At 44.6% G+C, this 19,913-nt stretch carries 13 protein-coding genes and 1 pseudogene; 7 read left to right on the plus strand and 7 right to left on the minus strand.

The features are described 5' to 3' along the window. Positions 1 to 79: 79 nt before the first annotated feature. The 5 genes from eno to tilS all read right to left on the minus strand — a co-directional run bounded on the left by eno (position 80) and on the right by tilS (position 6,271). Positions 80 to 1,369, minus strand: a complete 1,290-nt coding sequence (gene eno, locus AB1S55_RS15200; RefSeq protein WP_370979031.1) for a phosphopyruvate hydratase — start codon at positions 1,367 to 1,369, stop codon at positions 80 to 82. 35 nt (positions 1,370 to 1,404) lie between these two features. Further along, a complete protein-coding gene (kdsA, locus tag AB1S55_RS15205; protein ID WP_370979032.1) occupies positions 1,405 to 2,256 on the minus strand; it encodes a 3-deoxy-8-phosphooctulonate synthase in 852 nt (283 codons plus the stop codon). A gap of 37 nt (positions 2,257 to 2,293) precedes the next feature. Then, entirely contained in the window at positions 2,294 to 3,916 is a 1,623-nt protein-coding gene (locus AB1S55_RS15210; RefSeq protein ID WP_370979033.1) for a CTP synthase, read from the minus strand. Positions 3,917 to 4,120: 204 nt separating this feature from the next. After that, positions 4,121 to 4,927: a glucosaminidase domain-containing protein gene (locus AB1S55_RS15215; protein ID WP_370979034.1), complete on the minus strand. Its 807-nt coding sequence runs from the start codon at positions 4,925 to 4,927 to the stop codon at positions 4,121 to 4,123. 54 nt (positions 4,928 to 4,981) lie between these two features. After that, positions 4,982 to 6,271 carry a tRNA lysidine(34) synthetase TilS gene (gene tilS / locus AB1S55_RS15220; RefSeq protein WP_370979035.1) on the minus strand — a complete coding sequence of 430 codons (1,290 nt, stop codon included), beginning with the start codon at positions 6,269 to 6,271 and terminating at the stop codon, positions 4,982 to 4,984. Between the two features lie 187 nt (positions 6,272 to 6,458). On the opposite strand from tilS, the gene AB1S55_RS15225 reads away from it, so the two are divergent. The 6 genes and pseudogenes from AB1S55_RS15225 (at position 6,459) to AB1S55_RS15250 (ending at position 16,246) form a co-directional block, all read left to right on the plus strand. After that, the gene (locus AB1S55_RS15225) at positions 6,459 to 8,459 is read left to right on the plus strand and encodes an alpha/beta hydrolase family protein (RefSeq protein ID WP_370979036.1); all 2,001 of its coding nucleotides are present in this window, start codon (positions 6,459 to 6,461) and stop codon (positions 8,457 to 8,459) included. After that, on the plus strand, positions 8,452 to 8,973 hold the full coding sequence (greB, locus tag AB1S55_RS15230; protein ID WP_370979037.1) for a transcription elongation factor GreB: 522 nt from the start codon (positions 8,452 to 8,454) through the stop codon (positions 8,971 to 8,973). Before AB1S55_RS15225 ends, greB begins: the two co-directional genes overlap by 8 nt. 85 nt (positions 8,974 to 9,058) lie before the next feature. Beyond that, positions 9,059 to 9,178: pseudogene (locus AB1S55_RS15235) on the plus strand (helix-turn-helix domain-containing protein); the annotation flags it as partial. A gap of 560 nt (positions 9,179 to 9,738) precedes the next feature. After that, positions 9,739 to 10,770: a hypothetical protein gene (locus tag AB1S55_RS15240; RefSeq protein ID WP_370979038.1), complete on the plus strand. Its 1,032-nt coding sequence runs from the start codon at positions 9,739 to 9,741 to the stop codon at positions 10,768 to 10,770. Beyond that, positions 10,767 to 13,541, plus strand: coding sequence for a hypothetical protein (locus AB1S55_RS15245; protein ID WP_370979039.1), 2,775 nt, complete (start codon positions 10,767 to 10,769; stop codon positions 13,539 to 13,541). The genes AB1S55_RS15240 and AB1S55_RS15245 overlap by 4 nt, the downstream gene beginning before the upstream one ends. Positions 13,542 to 13,768: 227 nt before the next feature. Beyond that, the gene (locus AB1S55_RS15250; RefSeq protein WP_370979040.1) at positions 13,769 to 16,246 is read left to right on the plus strand and encodes a hypothetical protein; all 2,478 of its coding nucleotides are present in this window, start codon (positions 13,769 to 13,771) and stop codon (positions 16,244 to 16,246) included. 182 nt (positions 16,247 to 16,428) lie between these two features. Here AB1S55_RS15250 and AB1S55_RS15255 read toward each other — a convergent pair whose 3' ends face one another. Then, the gene (locus tag AB1S55_RS15255) at positions 16,429 to 17,652 is read right to left on the minus strand and encodes an HD-GYP domain-containing protein (protein WP_370981605.1); all 1,224 of its coding nucleotides are present in this window, start codon (positions 17,650 to 17,652) and stop codon (positions 16,429 to 16,431) included. An 89-nt stretch (positions 17,653 to 17,741) separates the two neighbouring features. After that, positions 17,742 to 18,917 carry an amino acid aminotransferase gene (locus AB1S55_RS15260; RefSeq protein ID WP_370979041.1) on the minus strand — a complete coding sequence of 392 codons (1,176 nt, stop codon included), beginning with the start codon at positions 18,915 to 18,917 and terminating at the stop codon, positions 17,742 to 17,744. 107 nt (positions 18,918 to 19,024) lie between these two features. On the opposite strand from AB1S55_RS15260, the gene AB1S55_RS15265 reads away from it, so the two are divergent. Then, positions 19,025 to 19,489, plus strand: coding sequence for an Lrp/AsnC family transcriptional regulator (locus AB1S55_RS15265; RefSeq protein WP_370979042.1), 465 nt, complete (start codon positions 19,025 to 19,027; stop codon positions 19,487 to 19,489). Positions 19,490 to 19,913 lie beyond the last annotated feature (424 nt).

Consider the following 19,913-nt stretch of genomic DNA (forward strand, 5'->3'; position numbering starts at 1 on the left):
ATTGAGAAAACAAAAGCCCTAAACAGAAAAAAGGCCGGCACAAGGCCGACCTTTTAAGGCTTTTAAACTAAGACTTAACTTAGTTTTTGAATTCCGCACGACCACGGTATTCAACTTTATCACCAAGCTCAGCTTCGATGCGAAGTAAACGGTTGTACTTAGCAACACGGTCAGAGCGAGACAAAGAACCTGTTTTGATTTGACCAGCAGCAGTCGCTACAGCTAGATCAGCAATGGTAGTGTCTTCAGTTTCGCCTGAACGGTGAGAGATAACCGCAGTGAAACCTGCTTCTTGAGCCATCTTGATGGCATCAAGCGTCTCAGAAAGTGAACCAATCTGGTTGAACTTGATCAAGATAGAGTTACCGATTTTTTCGTCGATACCACGCTTCAAGATCTTGGTGTTGGTTACGAATAAATCATCACCAACCAATTGAGTCTTGTCGCCAACCTTCTGAGTCAACTCAGCCCAACCTTCCCAATCACTTTCGTCCATACCGTCTTCTACAGAAAGAATTGGGTACTTAGCAACTAGGTCCGCAAGGTAGTCAGTGAACTCTGAAGGAGTGAATTTCTTGCCTTCGCCACTTAGATCGTAAACACCTTCTTTGTAGAATTCAGAAGCGGCACAATCAAGCGCTAGAGTGATGTCTTTGCCAAGCTCGTAACCAGCATTAGCAACCGCTTCAGCAATCGCTTTAAGTGCATCTTCATTTGACTCCAAGTTTGGAGCAAAACCACCTTCATCACCTACAGCGGTGTTCAAGCCACGGCCACTTAATACTTTCTTAAGTGCGTGGAATACTTCAGCACCCATACGTAGCGCTTCAGCAAAGTTAGGAGCACTTACAGGCTGAACCATGAACTCTTGAATATCAACGTTGTTATCAGCGTGCTCACCACCGTTAACAATGTTCATCATAGGCACAGGCATACTGTAACGACCAGGTGTGCCATTAACGTCAGCAATGTGCTGGTACAAAGGAATGTTTTTCTCAGCCGCAACTGCTTTAGCAGCAGCAAGAGATACCGCCAAAATAGCGTTAGCGCCAAAGTTGGCTTTGTTTTCAGTGCCATCAGCATCGATCATGATTTTATCGATTGCATACTGCTCAGCAGCATTCTGGCCAACTAATAGAGGCTTAATTGAATCGTTTACGTTAGCAACGGCCTTCAATACGCCCTTACCAAGGTAACGAGCTTTATCGCCGTCACGCAGTTCTAAGGCTTCGCGCGAACCAGTTGAAGCACCAGATGGAGCACAAGCTGAACCAACAACGCCTGATTCCAAAACAACTTCCGCCATAACAGTCGGGTTGCCTCGTGAATCCATCACTTCAAAACCGATTACGTCTGCAATTGTAGTCATAGGTCTACTCTCTATACCTTCTTCTATATAAGCAATTATTGAATATCCAAGTCTGGCTGACTTTTGATTAAGTCGTCCAAAGCTTTAATGGATGTTAAGAAGCCTTCCAATTTTTCGAGAGGTAAGGCACTTGGTCCGTCGCATTTAGCCATATCTGGCTCAGGGTGCGCTTCTAAAAATAATCCAGCAATGCCCACAGCGATACCCGCTCGAGCTAATTCTGCAGTTTGGTGGCGTCGGCCACCAGAAGCAGCACCGAGAGGATCACGACACTGCAAAGCGTGGGTTACATCAAAAATCACAGGCAACCCGCCACTGCATTCTTTCATCGTACGGAAACCGAGCATATCGACAACCAAATTGTCGTAGCCCATACAAGCTCCACGCTCACAGAGAATCAAACTCTCATTGCCACATTCAGCAAATTTCTCAACGATGTTTTTCATTTGGCCTGGGCTTAAAAACTGCGGCTTTTTAACATTAATCACCGCATTGGTTTTTGCCATAGCCTCAACCAAGTCAGTTTGACGCGCTAAAAACGCGGGCAACTGAATGATATCAACAACATCAGCCACAGGCTGACACTGATGCACTTCATGCACATCGGTAATGATGGGCACGTTAAATTCTTGCTTAAGCGCTTCGAATATCTTTAATCCCTCTTCCATACCTGGGCCGCGATAGCTGTGTACGGAAGAGCGGTTTGCCTTATCAAAAGACGCCTTAAATACGTAAGGAATGCCTAGTTTTTCGGTCACCTTCACGTAGTGCTCACAAATGGTAAGAGCAAGATCTTTACTCTCGAGCACATTCATACCACCAAATAAGGTGAATGCTTTATCGTTAGCGACGTTAAGACCGCCAACATCAATAATTTTGTTTTGCATTGTAGTACCTAAAGCAAGTGAGGCCTTGATCTAGCCCCTATTTGTTACTTTTTACCGCCGCGATATAGCTTGTAAACAACGGGTGGCCATCGCGAGGGGTTGATGTAAATTCAGGGTGGAATTGACAAGCAACAAACCAAGGGTGGTCTTCAATCTCAACCACTTCAACCAAACTCTGATCTGCAGACCATCCGCTAATCGTCAAACCACCTTTGCGTAATTGCTCAAGATAGTTGTTATTAACTTCATAACGATGACGGTGACGTTCAAATACTTCCGTTTTACCGTAAATCTCTGCGACCTTTGAGCCGGGCTCTAAATGAGCGAGTTGAGCGCCCAAGCGCATCGTACCGCCAAGATCCGCGGCTTCATCTCGCTGTTCAAGGTTACCTTCTTTATTGGTCCACTCTGTAATCAAACCAACAACAGGGGCAGAAGACTTCGGTGCAAACTCGGTACTGTTTGCATCATCCAAACCCAGTACATTTCGAGCAAACTCAATGACAACACTTTGCATGCCTAAACAAATGCCTAAATAAGGCACTTTGTTTTCACGGGCATAACGTACCGTCTGTAACTTACCCTCTAAGCCTCGCTCACCAAAACCACCTGGAACCAAGATGCCATCAACATCTTTTAACAAATCCAAGCCGTTCTCTTGTTCAATGTCTTCAGCATTGATGTAGCGAATATTAACCTTAGTGCGAGTATGTAAGCCTGCGTGTTTTAAAGCCTCATTCAAAGACTTATAGGCATCAAGAAGCTCCATATACTTGCCAACCATCGCAATAGTGACTTCGCCATCACTATTGCGTTCGTTTTCAAGAACCCGCTCCCACTCAACCAAATCGGCTTCAGGGGCATCAACGCGGAATTTATCTAAAATGATCTGATCAAGTTTATAGCTCTGCAATAAAGCAGGAATGCTGTAGATCGAATCCGCATCAGGTAGAGGAACAACCGCTCGCTCTTCTACATTGGTAAATAGTGCAATTTTACGGCGGGAGTCTTCATCAACGACTTTCTCAGAACGACACAGTAAAATATCAGGCTGAATACCGATTGAACGCAGCTCTTTAACACTGTGCTGAGTAGGCTTGGTTTTAGTTTCGCCAGCAGTAGCAATATAAGGAACCAGTGTCAGGTGCATAAGCGCCGCACGCTCACTGCCAAGCTCTACCTTCAGCTGTCGAACCGCTTCAAGAAAGGGCTGACTTTCGATATCACCAACGGTGCCGCCGATTTCAACTAAAGCAACATCGTAACCATCACCGCCGGCAAGTACACGGCGTTTAATTTCATCAGTGATATGCGGAATAACTTGTACGGTTCCACCAAGATAGTCGCCACGACGCTCTTTTTTCAATACAGTTTCGTAAATACGGCCAGTCGTAAAGTTGTTTAGACGGGTCATCTTGCTGCGAATAAAACGCTCGTAATGCCCTAAGTCGAGATCTGTTTCAGCACCATCTTCTGTTACAAAGACCTCACCGTGCTGAAAAGGGCTCATGGTGCCCGGGTCGACGTTGATATATGGGTCAAGCTTTAAAATGGTGACTTTTTGTCCCCGAGCTTCGAGTACGGCTGCAAGAGAAGCCGATGCAATACCTTTTCCTAACGACGAAACTACTCCGCCGGTAACAAAGATAAATCGAGTCATGTAAGGCCCTAATGACAATGGTCTACTCAGCAAGGCTGAATAAACGAGTATTCTGGAGGTTCTAGGCAAAAAATGCCTACTGTGTTGGCCGAGGATCAACAGGCATTAAGACTTGCCGCGCTCCCCTCAGGACGGGGCGCCAGACTACCAGAAAGCGCCGCCGAGCTCAATTATAGCTTGCTTGAAGAAAAGTGTTTTAACTACTTACTCAAGACCATTAGCCCGAATCATAGCCTGAACCTGTTCTATGTAGTCTTGTCCGCGCTCACTGTATTTTGATAAAGCGGTGCTTAAAGATAGCGCTTTGAGCGGCTCATTATTTTGACGCAGTTTAGCCCTCAACAAGCGAAACTCACTGTAGGCACTAAAGCTATTTAAGTTCAACATATAAGCACGCAGGCTTTGCCGTGGAGAGGTAAAAACAGCCACTTCGTGATACCGCCCCTCCTCTCGCTGTAAGGGCACAAGACCACAACCTGCCTTAAAGCACCACTGGCCAAAAAAATTATTCGCTTGCTGAGCAAACCTTGACTGCCCCCAACCACTTTCAATAGCAGCTTGCACCATCGCCAACGCAGCAGGTACCTCATCCACACGCAGCAGCAACTCTGTCAGTGCCTGCTCTGGGCTAGCCTCATCAGCAATACGGTAGCGCTCACGCAAGTCTGCCAAAAGCTGCATACACTGTACGGGCGGTGTTATACCGACTTTAGCCCACTCTGTTAACTGCTTTAAGTGGTATCGCTGTTGAGAGATCTGATCGTTTTCATAATCTACCAACAGCTCAAAGTAAGCAAAAAACGCTTGCTTGCGCTCAACCGAACTAACAATAGAGCTGAAATCGGGTTTCACCAATATCGGCAGTTCTCCTAGGATTGAACACGGCGCTTGATAGTCATAAGCCCGCCTCTTATCTTCAAGCCAAAGAAAAGCACAAGCTATAACAAACACATAGAACAAACAGACAAAACGAATCGTAGACGCATGCCGCCTCATTTGTTTTTCAATCATAAACAACGCTTAAGTAGGAAGAAGCTAACTGGGGAAAATGAAAACACAGGGCCACTAGGTTGACAGAATATAGGACCAAGTAAAAGACTGGGCTGTAGACCCGCACGGATGCTCACACATAAACACATCTGCAACAGCCACAAGGCCCTGCTTATTTGAAATAAGTGGCACTCGATCTCTCAACCACGGCTCCAACTTATATTCTTGTAAGAGCTTTTTTAATGTCTGAGAGTGCTGGCGCCCAACTGGTTGGCAGCGCTCCCCGGACTGCCGAAACGAAACCTTAAGCTCCATTGGCTCTTGTACACATGCATACAAACAAAAGCCATCACTCAAATTAAGGGGGCTAACCCCATCCCAGGAATAAACGCGGCCTGAGTCCACAAGCGGTAACACTGGTACACAATATAAGCGCTGAGAAAAGCGACGTAACTCAAACGAGCCTAAACGCAATACAGGGTTAGCCGACTCATTAGCGCCAATAACATTAGCCAGCTGCATTAGCGCTTGGGTTTCAGGCGAGCAGCCCTGCTCAGCCAGCCAATGTCGAATTAAGGCCTGCTGACGATGCTCATTAAAAGAATTAAATTCAGACAGCGCTATACTTTGCCCTAAGCGCTCTTTACGCAAGTCACATCGTGCTAGGTCTTCATCAAAATAAGCTTGTAACAGTGATAAATCAGCGCGAAGGTTAGCAGCTGTTTTAGCAATGTTTCTACTCGCTTGAGGCCAACGCTTATTTAGCAAAGGACTAACCTGGTGTCGCAAGTAATTCCTATCAAAGCGCAAGGAATCATTGCTTTCGTCATCAACCCAAATAATGGCACGTTGCTTTGCCCAAGTTTCTAACTCTGCACGACGACAATGAAGTAAGGGTCTAATGAGCAGTCCGCGCCCCAATTTCCTTTGCTCGGGCATAGCCGCTAAACCTCGCAGGCCTGCTCCTCTGATAAAGCGCTGTAAAACAGTTTCTACCTGATCATCCTGATGATGGGCCGTTAATAATACATCGCCATTATTCAGCACAGATTCAAATACGGCGTAACGCGCCTGTCTGGCAGCAGCTTCGATGCCGCCCTTTTTTTTATTTAAAACCACGGAGTGAGCAACAAAAGGCACAGCCAAAGCCTCACAACATTTCTCACAATGCTCTTGCCAGCGAAATGCATGCTCGGATAAACCATGATTGATATAAACAGCCGAAATATGCGGATGAAATTCACTCTCAGCCATATAGCTTAACAAGACACTCGAATCTAAACCGCCACTCAAAGCAAGCCAAATACGTTGACCACTACTCACACAGGCCCGAAGTTTTTGTAAGATATGAGCTTCAAATTGCATAATGCGCGTATTTTAAAATCATAAAGTTAAAATCACAGAACAAAGCTAGACAGCCCCTATAAATAGGCTAACTGGACTTATAGAACAATCGATACAACAATACAGCGCAATCGATCAATTTAAAAAGTATAAAATACAAACTAGGCAAACAGAGCGATATTCGCTTAATAAACAACGGGAGACAAGCTTGAGCAAGCCAAAGCAATTAAAAGCATGGGGAACATGGCCTTCAAATATCCCAGCAAATAAAGTAGCTGAATCCTCACCTCGCCTTGCGTCACCTATGCTTATTCACGATGATGTTTATTGGCTGCAAAGCCTAGCTAATGAAGGTGGGCGCATGGGTATTATGCGTGGCCAAAAGCAGGACTTCGAGAATATTCTGCCCGCCCCCTACAGTGTTCGCTCAAAAGTACATGAGTATGGAGGCTTAAGTATTTGTTTTAGCCCCCATAGCTGTAAACGTGCTTTCTTTATTAATGCAGACGATCAAGGCCTCTATTCTTTTCATCTAGACCAGCCTCAAAAGGTTGAACTTATTTATAAGCATAACAGCTTTCGTTTTGCCGATATCAGCTATAGCGCCAAACACAAGTGTATTTTTGCCGTAGCAGAACAGCACCAAGAACCCCAGGTCGATAACCTTATTGTTTCAATAAGTCTTGAGGGGCAATTAACGATTATTGAACAAGGCGCCGACTTCTATGCTTATCCTCGCATAAATAGCACTGAAGACAAACTGTGCTGGATAAGCTGGATGCACCCTAATATGCCTTGGGATGCAACCAGCCTGCACATCGCAAACATTAAGTCCGCCAGTCATCTTGAACGCATCAGCTGCTATGGCGCAGCAGCCAAAGGCCAAGCTTATGTCGAAGCCAGTATCGTGCAGCCATGCTGGGCCAGTGACGACAGTTTGTTTTTTATCAGCGATTTAAGTAACTGGTGGAATATATGGAAGCTTGAAGGCTCCCAGCTTGATCGCCCTGAACAAGCCATCCATCTCTGCAAAATGGATGCTGAGTGCGCTACGCCACTTTGGGTGCTTGGCATGCAACACTTAGCCATTATTAACCCAAGCGAACTGGTTTTTGCCTACAACCAAGAAGGTCTTTGGCAACTTGCTCACTACAACTGCAATACAAAAGAACTAAAAACGGTTGGCTCTGCATGCTCCAGTATTAACGATCTAAGCCCTGTCCACTCAAAGCAGGTCACTTTTATTAAAGGCTCTCAAACCCAAGCACCTTATATATGCAGCGTCGATTTAGAAGAGCTAAAGACAACTAAGCATGGTATCAAAAACGACCAGAGGAGCGACACTGAAGACCTCAGTCAAGCTCAAGTCATGCGCTTTGGTTTGGATGAGCAACAGTGTCATGCTTTTTATTATGCTCCAAATAATCGATCCTATATCGGCGAAGGGGCGCCCCCTTTAATCGCCCTGTGCCACGGCGGCCCTACAGGTCAGAGCGATAGCAGCTTAAACTATAAAATCCAATACTGGACCAACCGAGGTTTTGCCGTAGTCGATGTTAACTATCGCGGCAGTACCGGATTCGGGCGAGCATTCAGACAGAGCCTTTATCAAAACTGGGGCCGTTATGACATCGAAGACATGGTCAAGGTCTGCCAATCTCTGTGCGAGCAGGGTCTGGCCAATAAAGAGCAAGTTATCATTAAAGGCAGTAGCGCAGGTGGCTATACCGTATTAGCAAGCCTATGTTTTAGCGATGTCTTTAAAGCAGGAGTCAGCCTTTACGGCATAGGAGATCTTGAAAGCCTTGCAACAGACACGCATAAGTTTGAACAACACTACCTCGATCACCTAGTCGCCCCCTACCCAGAGGGCAAAGATCGCTACCAAGCACTAAGCCCCATCCACAACATTGAACAATTTAACTGCCCCCTGCTTTTATTTCAGGGGCTAGACGACAAAGTTGTGCCACCCAACCAAGCACAAGCCATGGCTCAATCTGTTAGAGGTAAAGGCTTGCCCGTTGCCCATATAGAATATGCCGGTGAAGGACACGGTTTTAGGCAAACCTCAACCATTGAGCACATGCTTGAAGCCGAATTATATTTTTATCAGCAGGTATTTAAATTGAGCGAAAAAGTTGAATCAGGGCCTGTAGAAATAGACAACCTCTACAGTGAGGCGGACAAAACAGGCTCACAACATGGGTAGATGGAGAGCACCAAGAAAACCAAGCTCACCCTATATAACCCCCGAAGGCATGGAGGCCCTGCGTGCAGAAGTGCAGCAGCTTTGGAAGGTTGAACGCCCAGTAGTAACCGAAACCGTTCACCAAGCGGCTCTGAATGGCGACCGATCAGAAAATGGGGATTACGTTTATGGAAAAAAACGCCTCAGGGAAATAGACAGCCGAGTGCGCTATTTAAGTAAGCGTATTGAAAATCTCACTGTCGTGGAATACTCGCCCAAACAAGAAGGCAAAGTATTCTTTGGGGCTTGGGTTGAACTTGAAAATGATGCAGAAGAAACCGCTATTTACAGAATTGTTGGCGCCGATGAACTCGACCCAAGTCAAGGTTATATCAGCCTCGACTCCCCGATGGCTAAAGCGCTAATAGGGAAAGTTATTGATGATGAAATAAAAGTACTAACTCCAGAAGGTGAGCAAATGTGGTATCTGAATAAAATTAGTTATAAAAAGATTAATTACACTAGTTCCGACTAGATCTGACACTTCAGGTTGAAAAGAAGAGAGTTACCCGTTTTGATAAAGGTGTCAAATCTTTAAATCCACTCCCTAGGTAACTTTCATGATCCATACTAACAACCCCACATCAAACACAAAGCCGGCTTGCTCAATTTGAGTTCAGGAGCCAGGCAATGTATCGAAAGCCTGCAAAGTAATGGGCGTGTCGTGTGATACGTTTTACTGACATCAAGAGCTGACCGAGGAAGGTGGACTAGACAATCTGATAAACATTAGCACCTCACTGGAAGATTAAGCGACAAGACTAGAGGGTTTAGCTTATGCATATAAAATACACCTCGCCCTCAATAAGCGAATAAGAAAAACCACTTGTAATCTATGGTTTATAAAACGCCCTAGAAATTAAAATCAAGAAAAACATTTAATCATATTTAAAGCGCGCTCACTGGTATGTGCAAGCGCTCACAACTGAACAGTTTTATTTCTGTAACCACTCCAAAACAATGATTTTCACGACAGCAAAAAAACTCTAAGAAAAACCTTAAAGATGTAGATTATTTATCTTAAGCGTATCGACATAGTTAAGTTACACCATGCATAATGATTGTCATTAGTGGCTTGACCTTGCCGCAATGGCATCACACCCTCATGTCACTAGAAATACAAAATCAAGGCTCTCTTTAGCCCTTACATATTTGCATGGATGCGTTTATGTAAACCCCCTTGAATTGATTTTATTCTAGAAACGGATGCGTATTTGCTCAGATTACGAGGATGTAAACCATGCTGAAACCTAGCAGTAAAGCTAAACCAAAGACCAAAAAATCTAGCAGCAACAAAACAATCAAGAAGACGCTTACAAAGTCAAAACCCAGTAGTAAAAGTCAAAAAGCAAAGCCCGTTTTTGCAGGCATCAACTTGGCAACAATGAATAATGAGTTGTTAAGCGCCAAGCTAAGCAACCTGGTCAACTTTGAATCCATATTAAAAGACACTCTTCATAATACGGAAAACAAAGTCAGCGCCCCAGAGATTCAGAGGTTATCAAGCTCCAAAGAAAACCGAATACGCCTAGATTTTGAGGGGCTATCGACGCCTGTAACAAAAATATCCCCCCCCATGCGTATGATTTCATTTGGGGATATTGAGCACCTTAGCTGGTGGGACAGACAAAATGCGGTTGAAAAAAAGCAAGACTACAGCTTTAAGGTCACAGTAAAAACCACATCAGATGAATCACTCACAGTGTCACGTACTTGGTCAACGCAAAACAAACGCAAAGAGTTTTACGTACAAGATGAAAAAGGAAGGGTTAAGAACTTAGACGATGTCGACAGATCAACGATGCACTTGTTTTTCATCGAAGACGCCCTAAAAGAGAGCAGGGAAAAGCCCATTATCTTGTGTGAAGGCTATAGAGCAGCCAAACATTTAAGAGACCTAGACATAAATGCAGTTGGCACTATCGATGCTGGGACTCTACCTGTGAAAGAGGTGCTGTCAAAGCTAGAAAGCCGACAGGTAATTCTATGGCCAGACAACGACGATGTCGGGCTTAGATATATGTCTCAGATCAGGACCGCTTTACTGGCACTCAACATTGATGCCGACCACCTAGTCCAGTGGCACGACGGCCCTAAAAACGGCGATGCGGCAGATATTAAAAGCAAAGAAGAAATCAAGGAGCTAATTAAGTCAAGCCAGTCTTGGCCTGTAGAAATAGTCGCCAACATCACCAAACCGGTGCAAATGAAGCGGGTATTAACACAATTGAAATTACGATCCAGTTCCATCATCGCAAGGAGTGGAAGATGAGCCAACTACTGAATGAGACCCTAGCTCAATTTAGCAATAAAGTAGCCAAAACCCTTACTGAAGGTGTAACTGCCGCTGGAGATGACCCGCTACAAGGTAGTAACCGAATTACGGAATCATCAAGCCATGATTTCACTAATTATCTTTTTGCACTCGAGCCACTGACAAGGACAACTGCCGGAGCGGCGATTTCTAGAGACGAAGAAGACGTTTTCCGCGCAATTATTGCAACGGTTGTGTCTTCCTCAATACCCCGAGTATTCACAGTTACACGCTTAGTGCGCGAAGGCGACGCAGGTTACAACGCATCCGGCGGTTACTCATCCGAGTTGTGGGATAGAGAGCTTGATGCTTTATATAATTCAACCGTACTAGCTCAAAAGCTATTTCGCCGAGCCTTTATTCGATATTGCATGAGCTATGTCGCTTCCAGCCTTAGGCAAGTTGAAATCATGCGCCGGCCAGATTATGTCACCGAACTGGCGATAGAGTTCGGCAATAATCTCACTCGGGCCTTTAACGACATCGAATGGCCACCCGAATTACCAGAAACTAGCACGGTCATAAATACATTAAGCGGAGATCACAACCTTTGGCATCAAGCCATTATGAGCGCGATTTCCACCATTCCTAGAGAAACAGATAGGAATACTGAATTAAGTAAAACCCAGACCTATGGCACTGCAGAATTCACCCCATTTGAGCCCCACACAGTCAACTTCGGTTTACAGCTTGTCTACCGCCAAGTTTGGCTGCCCAAAGGAATTCAGACCGGAGATATCATTAAAACGATACCGCTAGGACCGGGACAGAAAGAAAAAGTGACTATAAAGTCGGTCCGAAGATCTCAAAAGAAGCGCTCATTTGAAAGTAAAAAAACAGTTGAGCAAACATCGGAAAATGTCAGCTCTAGCCGAGACTCTTCCGAGATAGTTGATGAAGCGTCCTCCTCATCCAACTGGAATGTTGAAGTATCTGCCGAGTCCTCCTTTGGTTTTGGTAGCGCGGGCATGTCAGCATCAGCAGGTGGTGAGCAAGCGGAGTCATCGAGATCAACCAAAAGCAATGCCAATGAAGCCATGCAAAAGGCCGCCGACAAGCTTCGTACAGAAACAAAAGTCATTGTTGAAAGTGAAAGCGAGGCAACAGACACATTTGAGCGCACCTCAGAAATACAAAATGACAACGAGGAAACTGCGGTTACCTATGTGTACAGCAAGCTGCAAAAGCAATATGAAATTTATACCTATCTCGCAGAGGTTAATACAGTTGCCTATGTCGCAGAGCATGTCATTAGTGAACTGGATCTATCCCATGAGTGGTTTGAAAAGAATGCAACGGTTATTCGCAATACCTTATTTGACGAGGCATTAAAAAAAGATCTAGAGCTGGTTTTGTCTCAGCCTTACTTTTTAGCTGATGAACCCAGAAGTGAAATGGAGTATCGCGACAGCCGTATAGCTGAAATCATGGACAAGATAGCGTCTAAGGACCTGCCCAATTATAGCATGGCTGCGGGAACACCACCTGACACCATATCCTCAGTGTTAGCGCAGTACCAATCCGATAAAAGCGACGCTTACACACGCCACGAGGCTTATAAAAGCTATAAGCAAAGTTTGCAACGCCTCATTTCCCACGTGGCAGAAAATGCCTTGCATTATTCAAAGGCGCTATGGGCAGCTGAAGCGAGCGACCTAAGAATGATGCGTTACCGCAATATCCTAGTGCCGCAAAACTGGACTGAAACCAACCCAGTTGGTAATGGCTACGGAAGATCCGATAGAAACGCTCCAAACATGTTTGTTCCTGTTATTGACGACAAGTCCCCCCTTGTTAGCCTAACTGATATGATTAATCCAGCAGGACCTGTAGGCTTAGCTGGAAACTATTTAGTATTTGACTTAAAAGAATCAAATACGATTAAACACATTGATGCCCCCCTCTCTTTGCTTCGCTCCAATTACACTCAAAAGATCACTCACTTTGAGAGTAATGGCGCTTTTGATTTTATCGCTTTGATCAAACCCAACTTTGCTTTCCCCTCCCAAGAGCTCGCTATAAAAATTAGAGTTCTTGAATCAACGGATGACTTACAAAAACTGAAGCTTTCAATTTATTCCAAGTCTTCATCTGGAGCGCTTGATCACTTAAACAGTGAAACAGTGGTGTTATCTGATGACGGCAGAGTGGAAGCCAAAAACATCTCTGGCTTATTACTAAAAGATAAGAAACCCTCAGCACACTTACCCAGTGACATTGTTATAAGTGGCAGCTCTATTCTCACTGCTGGGCTTGAAGACCCAGACTTCAGCAGCTATAGATACCAGCAATATGTCACAAGCTATAACAATGCAGAGCAGATATTTACTCAATCTGTTATTGAAGAGCTACTTAATAACTATCACGATGAATTAAGCCATATAGATTTAAACAATGTTATTGCCATCTCAGACCTTTCAATAATCGATCTCGCTGAACTCGTTGAGATTTACCTCATGCATAGTTTTGTAAAATCCAATACTCGAAATGTCTTGCTCGACACTAACAACGTTGTGCTATCGCGAGTAGTAGACAATGCAAGCTCTTTAGAGCCTTACAAAGCGTCACATCGTCAAATCGATTTACTGAAAACCATTGAAGAATTAAAGCAAGACTTAAGTGAATCACAGCGTTATCAACGTCGACTGGATCAAGGCGATCTACAAGATCCTGAAATAGATTCACATATAGTGGTTGAAGGTTCTGACGAAATAGATATCAATCCTTAGCCTGGGAGTCGCTAGTGGCCAATTCACTGGAAGAGCGCCTTGCCCGTTTGGGCAGAGTGCACAAGGCAAGAATAGCCATCACGGAGGCACTTTCCTCTCTCCGACACATCTATAAACCGGCGGAAAGATATGTGCCTACGTCGACGACCGCTTTTATGGAAGCCTGGGCCGATCCCCGGGCTAGTCGAAGTAGTCTTTATGACTCCATTGGCTCCACTGACACCCTCATGCCTTTCACCGAAAATAATGCCGATCAACTGCTATTAAGTACGCTTGGGACTAGCAACTACGCTTTAGTCAATAAAGCCTGCTCAGAACTGTCCCTTAGACCCTATCAATATGGATACTTGCTGTATTGGTATCAAGCCGAATTTCAACAGCTACTGAACTACCTTCAAGATCTCGTAGCCAATAAAAGCCTCACCATCCTAAAAGTGGCCTCGAAACTTAGAGGCGATACTAGGCAGTCAATTTACAACTCCATAGAGGCCTTCAAAGACGACAATAAACTGGCCGCATTTTCACAGAACTTGGCAATGTATATAAGTTTGCGCCAAGGTGGCCCCTTACTGGACATTGAGGGTTTAAACAAACATATTGCCGATAAACAATTAGCCGAAGGATTTATCTGGGATAAAAAAAAGTGGCAAGACATACAAACAAAAGAGGCCCTAGCTCCATCTGATCCAAATACCCCGAAACTAGACTGGCATTACAGCAGCTGGGCTAATGGCCCCTTTAGCAGTATCTATGACCCAGCCTCTCAAGCTATTGTCAAACACCTTGGCTTAAAAAGTATTGAGCAAGCAAAGTTCTATTTGCTGTCTGAAACACCTGGAATAGGTCTAATGACGGACTTCTATCAGGTACATGCACTTGTTGGGCTTTTATTTCAAGAAGCCAAACTTCGTCGCCACTCTTTTGAGCATAACTTAAAGCACATAGCTAAAACGCTGACAGAGGCTCACGCCGAGCTCAACGATGACATCAAAAAATTACACAAGCACTCAGACTGGAGCCGCTATGGCCCCTTGGTGCGTTTTGTTGCCGGTTCTTTTAATCAGCATGCTCCCCCCTCAACCCTCATCGATGCTGTCGTCAATAACCTAATCCCCAAACCCAAAGCCGGATTAAGTGACCACATAGGCTTCTTTTGCACTGTCGCAAGTGTAGCTCTGGCGTTTTTTCCTCCCACTGCACTCGCCTCAGCATCTTTTGGTATCGCCAGCTCTGTTATCACTATTGGTTCAAAAATCACTGAATACAACAAAGTCGTAAAGGAAAACAAAACACGAAAGCAATTAATTGCAAGCTCATCCGGCGCTCTCGGAGCCCTGGTATTGATTGAAGATCCTAGCTCAACCCAAGATATCGAAATGGCTATTCTAATCGAGGCTGTATTTGGCTCTTTCTCAGTAGTAGATGCCGTTAAAGCAGTAAAAGAGCTCAATAAGCTAAAAACCTTATCTGAATCGGTAAGCAACGCACGGGCAGGCGTTAAAGCAAAACGCAAAGATATAAAATACTTGGAGGCCTCCTCGGAAGAAGCCAAAAAAGGCATAGCCAATAAGTCAGAAGCTTTAGAAAAAGGCACGGAGCTGATTAAAAAGAAATCTCAAAAACTAATACAAGAAGCGGAAGACTTAGAAGCCACGGCCGAGATAGCGGTTGATCTTCAACGAGAGCTAGGCAAAGAAGTTCCAGCTTCCTACAACAGAAAATTAAAGCAATTCGAGATTGACAACCTTATACATAGGAAAGATTCAGAAGCTCCTGACGAGATGTATTCAGACTATCTCGAACGAAGACGAACCCGGAAATCTGATAGCAAAAAAGCCATCGAATCACAAAATGGAATAAGTGATGCCCTAGCAGCCAAGGCTTCAACCCTGAGTCGCAAAGACGCCACACTAAAGAAACAAGTTATATTAGAAGAAGCATCAATCAGCCACAGCAACTACATAAAAGCCCGACGACAAAAACAAGCAATAGACAAAAAGCTGCGAGGCCCCAAGCCGCTAAGCGCCAAAGAACGGCGTAAGCTCATCAATCAAAGAGACAAGCTAGACCACGACATCATAATTAGGAAGTCAATGGAAAAAACCAGAAAAGCAACAGGGGTTTCAGCTAAACGCCTAGGCAAAGAAATTGAAAACAACGCTCTAGACCTTGCAGTCACCGAAAAACTAATTAATAAATCGAATAAGCGAATAGAAGTTCTTCACAAACAAATTGAGGAAATCACAGAAGAGATAAGAGAATATCAAAGCAGCCTGTCCAAAGTTGCCTTTGAGTCAAGCCACAAAGCAAAAGGGCTTAGAAAGATTGCAGGCAATATTGACAATCAGATTCCTATAAACGAAGAATCCGTACAGCAGCTAAAAAAAATATCAGACATGAATGTAACAGACATCCCCAAGGCCGAAATGAACAAACAAACTCGAGCCTTCATGAAAAAAACAATTAGCGAGCTTCACAAAACACAGGAGCTAATAAAAAATGAAAGGAAAACACTCTCCAAACTAATCAATAAGCAAAAAAATTTAAATCATTTAATGTCTGAGAGCGTCAAAAAGCTAGATGTCACATCGGGGGGGCAAGCTGTATTAATGGAGTTGAGTAAACGAGGCATCTTGGTAGGGGCAGCAGGGGCCGAGTTTGCACCTGAGGCACCGCGCTATAGCGGTACAGGTGCCCGCCAATAAAGCCAAGTACTAGAGCTAGGCACTAAAACCAAGTACTAAAACCAAAAACTAAAGCCTCTAGCGAGAGCAGACGGCCCTGAGCGCGCCAAGCATAGAAGCAAAAAGCCCCTAGACCACGTCAAGGCAAAAGGAGCTAAGCAAGCCTCAGTATAGAGCTCGCTTCAAGCTCAAAGCATTACAGATTAATACTTAAGTTTAAGACCTTGATCTTGATAGGTCTTAACATGAAGGCCAAAACTACCATCAGGCCAAACCTGCTTAATTAAGCACTGGCGACTGAGCTCACCACACTCGATAAAACTTAAATCGAGCACTTTTTGTTTTTTCTTCTCTCGTCGATTTTCATCTAACAACAAAATAACTTTAGGCAAGTGACGCAAACGAGGGTTGGCTTCAATCACAAAGCCAATTTCCCCGGTATAAAGCTCAACCAAGGAACCCGGTGGGTACAAACCAATTGTTTTAATAAACTCTAAAGCGAGCTCTGCATCAAACTGCGTACCTCGATTAGCGTAGATTTCTTTCAAAGCATCGGTACTGGTCATGGCTCCGGAATAACAGCGATTAGCCGTCATCGCATCGTAACTATCAACAATTGCAATGATTCTTGCAAATCGAGCAATACTTGCACCCTGCAACTTACGAGGGTATCCGGTGCCATCTAAACGTTCATGATGGCTATACGCAACATCAATGGTGCCGGTATAGACATTGGGAGCTTGCAATAAGAGATTACGCCCATGCACTGTATGCGACTTCATTAAAGCCATTTCTTTGGTCGTTAGCGATGCGGGCTTGTTTAATATCTCCTCAGGCACACGCATCTTACCGACATCATGTAACAGGCCACACAAGCCAATTTTTTCTAGGTCAGAAGCATCCATACCCAATTGACGACCAAAAGCGACCGCCAATACACATACGTTTAAGCAGTGATCGGAGGTATATGTGCTCTCTTCTCGTATTTTTGACAGCCAAAGCATGGCGTCAGGGTGACGTATGATCGACTGAACAACATCATTAACGGTGTCTTTAGCGACATCCGTATTAATAGAGCCACCTAGACGAATATCATTCAATAAATCAAAGGTAATAGTGCGTGCGTGCCTAAAGGCTTTATAGGCCTTTTTGTGCTCTTCTTGTAAATCACTTTGGTATTCGTAAGGCTGGGTTCGATGCTGACTAGCCGTACCAATGCCTGAAGCAGCCACATCGGCTTGGGCTTTGTAGATAGCGCTATCCACCCAAACATGCTCGCAATATTCGGCAACGATATCGACATCTTCAGGCTCCTCGATAAGGAACCCTTGCATAATAAACGGCGTATCAAGCCAATCTCTATCGAGTTTGGTTACATACATGCCTATACGAAGCTCGCCGACATGTATTTTGGTACTTTCGCGCATGGGTGAGTAAGATCTCATATCGTCATGTTAACCAGCACGTGGAGCCCAACGGCACCACGCATCAAAGTAAGTATAGCGAGCTTTATTCATTACAAAATAGATTTCACACTATTGACAACATGGGCAAGATTCGAAGAGTTCAAGCCTGCTAAATTAATGCGGCTACTATCAGCCATGTAGATTGCGTGCTCATCGGCCAGTCGTTTAACTTGCTCAGGGTTTAAGCCCAAGAAGCTAAACATGCCCTTCTCTTCTTCAATAAACGAGAAGTCACGGTGTCCACTCGCCTCTGCCAGTGCGGCAGCCAAATCTGAGCGCAACGATTTGATACGAAAACACATGCCACTTAACTCACTCTGCCATTGAGCTCTTAACACATCATCACTCAAAATTTCTGCCACAACTGAAGCACCGTGAGAAGGTGGCATAGAGTAAATTCCACGAGTGACCGCCGCCATATGAGAGATAGAAGCAGCCTTAGCTTCAGCGCTTTCAGAAACGACAAACGCCGCACCAACGCGCTCTCGATACAGACCAAAATTCTTAGAGCAAGAAACAGCAAGCATAAACTCAGGCAGCATTTTGGCAGCTAAACGGACACCAAATGCATCCTGCTCCAGATCATCACCAAACCCTTGATAAGCTACATCAATAAGAGGCACCAAGGATTTATTTGCGCATAATTCAAGCAACAAAGGCCATTGCTTTTGATTTAAATCTGCACCAGAAGGGTTGTGACAACAACCATGTAGTAAAACCACATCACCAGCTTGTGCGTTATCTAAGTCGCACATCATGCCATCAAAATCTAAACCATGGTTTTTATAGTCGTAATAACGATAGCTTTGGATGTTTAAACCCGCCCCAGCCAATAAAGGTACATGGTTAGCCCAAGTAGGATTACTCGCCCATAGCGTTAGAGTACGCCCTGTTTTCATTATCAACTCAGCCAGAACACGAAGTGCACCGCAGCCGCCAGGCGTCTGTAAACCGGCCAGATGCTCTGGCGCATTAGAAAACAGCAACTTAGCCATCTGCTCTATAAAAAGTAAGTTCCCTAAAGGGCCCACATAGCTTTTGCTGTGTTCAGTCTCTAATAACCTTGCTTCGGCCTGCTTAACCGCCGCCATAATCGGCGTCGCTCCAGAATCATCTCGATAGACTCCCACCCCTAAATCCACTTTCTCAGGACGAATATCTTGCTGGAAACGCTGAATCAAACCTAATAATGGATCTGCAGCTAACAACTCTAAAGATTCAAACATTTTTCTGACTCATCAACGCATAAGTAATAAAATAGGACAGGCATTATACCGATAGCCGCTAACAATACACGCGACTGTGTATACATTATGAACTTGGGCGCTGTGAAATGAATTCTGAGCTTGATGATTACGATTTAAAAATATTAAGAACTTTACAGCGCAATGCGGACTACTCAATGAACGAGTTGGGTGATGCTGTTGGCCTAAGCCATACACCTTGCTGGCGACGAGTAAAGAACCTAGAGCAAAAGGGCTACATCAAACAAAAAGTTACTCTGCTCGATGCAAAGAAGATGGATATCAATGTCAGCGTACACGCCTATATAAGCATCTTAAAACATGACGAACAATCTTTATTAAGCTTTGAAAGCTCAGTCAACACCATCTCTGAAATTGTCGAATGCTATTCAATTACTGGGGATAAAGATTATTTATTACGCATTGTTGTAAGCAGCGTAGAAGAGTACGAAAAACTCCTAAAAACGACCCTTGTTCATCTCCCCAATGTTGCTTCAGTTAATTCGGTATTTGCACTAAAGCAGGTGAAATATACAACTGAGCTACCTATTTAGAGGAGATGACCTCGGCTCGACAAAATAGCTCAACTATAAGCTATAAAGACAAGCACAGCTGCACTTTTGTATTTATCGTATTCGTTAGTAATCATGGCTTACAGCCGCACTCTCGCACCCCCATTTGCATCTCGGCATATGACTACTAAGGGAGGTAGAAGTACTATTTATGCTGGAGCCATTAGCCGCACCACTTCCTAGGGCCACAGTTCTCGCCCCCATGCGATCCTCGGCTACGACTACCAAGGGAGGTAGAAGTACTGCTTATACAGAGTAATTAGCCACACTACATTCTGCGGCCGCCGCTCTCGCACATCCGTGTGCTACACGGCATACGACTACCAAGGAAGGAGAAGTGCAGCTTATGCAGGAGCAATTAGCCGCACCACTTCCTGTGGCCGCCGTTCTCGCACATCCGTGTGCT

The sequence above is a fragment of the Agaribacterium sp. ZY112 genome (genome assembly GCF_041346925.1).
Classification (GTDB): Bacteria; Pseudomonadota; Gammaproteobacteria; order Pseudomonadales; family Cellvibrionaceae; genus Agaribacterium.

What these genes read in the sequence shown, in the direction of transcription:
- eno (WP_370979031.1), bottom strand. Translation starts at nt 1,369, where the DNA reads ATGACTACAATTGCAGACGTAATCGGTTTTGAAGTGATGGATTCACGA.
- kdsA (WP_370979032.1), bottom strand. Translation starts at nt 2,256, where the DNA reads ATGCAAAACAAAATTATTGATGTTGGCGGTCTTAACGTCGCTAACGAT.
- AB1S55_RS15210 (WP_370979033.1), bottom strand. Translation starts at nt 3,916, where the DNA reads ATGACTCGATTTATCTTTGTTACCGGCGGAGTAGTTTCGTCGTTAGGA.
- AB1S55_RS15215 (WP_370979034.1), bottom strand. Translation starts at nt 4,927, where the DNA reads ATGATTGAAAAACAAATGAGGCGGCATGCGTCTACGATTCGTTTTGTC.
- tilS (WP_370979035.1), bottom strand. Translation starts at nt 6,271, where the DNA reads ATGCAATTTGAAGCTCATATCTTACAAAAACTTCGGGCCTGTGTGAGT.
- greB (WP_370979037.1), top strand. Translation starts at nt 8,452, where the DNA reads ATGGGTAGATGGAGAGCACCAAGAAAACCAAGCTCACCCTATATAACC.
- AB1S55_RS15240 (WP_370979038.1), top strand. Translation starts at nt 9,739, where the DNA reads ATGCTGAAACCTAGCAGTAAAGCTAAACCAAAGACCAAAAAATCTAGC.
- AB1S55_RS15245 (WP_370979039.1), top strand. Translation starts at nt 10,767, where the DNA reads ATGAGCCAACTACTGAATGAGACCCTAGCTCAATTTAGCAATAAAGTA.
- AB1S55_RS15250 (WP_370979040.1), top strand. Translation starts at nt 13,769, where the DNA reads ATGCCTTTCACCGAAAATAATGCCGATCAACTGCTATTAAGTACGCTT.
- AB1S55_RS15255 (WP_370981605.1), bottom strand. Translation starts at nt 17,652, where the DNA reads ATGCGCGAAAGTACCAAAATACATGTCGGCGAGCTTCGTATAGGCATG.
- AB1S55_RS15260 (WP_370979041.1), bottom strand. Translation starts at nt 18,917, where the DNA reads ATGTTTGAATCTTTAGAGTTGTTAGCTGCAGATCCATTATTAGGTTTG.
- AB1S55_RS15265 (WP_370979042.1), top strand. Translation starts at nt 19,025, where the DNA reads ATGAATTCTGAGCTTGATGATTACGATTTAAAAATATTAAGAACTTTA.